Source organism: Saccharomonospora iraqiensis subsp. paurometabolica YIM 90007, from assembly GCF_000231035.2.
Taxonomy (GTDB): Bacteria; Actinomycetota; Actinomycetes; order Mycobacteriales; family Pseudonocardiaceae; genus Saccharomonospora; species Saccharomonospora paurometabolica.
In genome coordinates, this window is the sequence record NZ_KI912202.1 from 2,335 (window position 1) to 3,146 (window position 812).

The following is an 812-nucleotide window of genomic DNA, read 5'->3' on the forward strand; positions in this document are numbered from 1 at the left end:
CGCTGGTGGGGCAGCCCGCCACCGCGGACACCATCCGGGCGGCCGCCGAGCACGCGGCCGAGGGCACGGACCCGACGGCGGACGGCAACGCCGACGAGGACTACCGCAGGCACCTCGCCCGCGTCCTCACCGGCCGGGCCGTCAGCAACGCCGTGACAGCCTGACCCCGACCGGGTGAGCATGGCAGGGTGAGAGTCGTGTCCCCGGGACCACGCGCGGTGGCGATCACCGTCGGCGTGGTCCCGGGGACCCGGCCAGCGACACCAGACGGACCAGAGAGGAGGTCGGCCCGTGCGGCTCGACCACGAGTTCACCGTTCCGGCGCCCATCGACGAGGTGTGGCAGGCGGTGCTGGACCCCGAGCGGGTGGCCCCCTGCATGCCCGGAGCCAGTCTGACCTCCGTGGAGGGGGACACCTTCAAGGGCACGGTGAAGGTCAAGCTCGGGCCGGTGTCCCTGCTGTACAAGGGCTCGGGCGAGTTCGAGGAGAAGAACGAGCAGGAACGGAAACTGGTGATCAAGGCGTCGGGCAAGGACGCCCGCGGCGCCGGTACCGCCTCGGCGACGGTCACCGTCACCCTGACCGCCGACGGGGGTACCACGAAGGGGGACGTTGCCACCGACCTGAGCGTCACCGGCAAGCCCGCCCAGTTCGGCCGGGGCATGATCTCCGAGGTCGGCGGCAAGATCCTGGACGACTTCGCCGCGAATCTCGCCGCGATGCTCGGCACCGCGGGCGAGACCGCGGGGGCCGGTGTGGACACCACCCCGGGGCAGGCCGACCGCGCCGAGCGGGCGGCCGAGGCCCGGGA

General features: G+C 73.2%; 1 protein-coding gene and 1 pseudogene. Both read left to right on the forward strand.

All coding sequences use genetic code 11. The features are described 5' to 3' along the window. Nucleotides 1-164: pseudogene (locus tag SACPADRAFT_RS30230) on the forward strand (xanthine dehydrogenase family protein subunit M); the annotation flags it as partial. 127 nt (nucleotides 165-291) lie between these two features. Beyond that, a partial coding sequence (locus tag SACPADRAFT_RS0202830) for an SRPBCC family protein (RefSeq protein ID WP_007027814.1) occupies nucleotides 292-812 on the forward strand: 521 nt, incomplete at its 3' end.